Annotated in this window: 1 protein-coding gene; it reads right to left on the reverse strand. The window is 68.9% G+C overall.

Annotated features, from left to right (window positions below):
- A partial coding sequence (locus KUM49_RS41685; RefSeq protein ID WP_217242166.1) for an ATP-binding cassette domain-containing protein occupies nt 1-602 on the reverse strand: 602 nt, incomplete at both ends.

A 602-nucleotide genomic window follows, 5' to 3' on the forward strand; every position in this document is an offset into this window, starting at 1 on the left:
AGGCTGACCTGGTCGCGGGAGGCGGACAGTTCCATGGTGCCGAGGCGCAGCACGCTGAAGTGGTCGCCGACCATGTAGGCGTGGTGGGGGTTGTGGGTGATGAAGATGACGCCGAGGCCGCGGTCGCGGGCGGCGGCGATGTACTTCAGGACCACGCCGGACTGCTTGACGCCGAGGGCGGCGGTGGGCTCGTCCAGGATGAGGACGCGGGCGCCGAAGTAGACGGCGCGGGCGATCGCGACGCACTGGCGCTGGCCGCCGGAGAGGGTGCCGATGGGCTGTTCCAGGTCGTGCAGGACGATGCCCATGTTGCGCAGTTCCTCGTCGGCGGTCTTCTTCATCCGCTCGATGTCGAGGCGACGCACGGGCCAGGGGCCCTTGGTCATCTCGGAGCCGAGGAAGAAGTTGCGCCACACCGGCATCAGCGGGACGGTGGCGAGGTCCTGGTAGACGGTGGCGATGCCCTTGTCGAGGGCCTCGCGCGGGGTGGAGAAGCGCACCGGGGTGCCGTCGACGAGGAAGTCGCCCTCGGTGTGCTGGTGCAGCCCGGAGATGATCTTGATGAGGGTGGACTTGCCGGCGCCGTTGTCGCCGAGGACGCA

The organism is Streptomyces sp. AC555_RSS877, assembly GCF_019049245.1.
Taxonomy (GTDB): Bacteria; Actinomycetota; Actinomycetes; order Streptomycetales; family Streptomycetaceae; genus Streptomyces.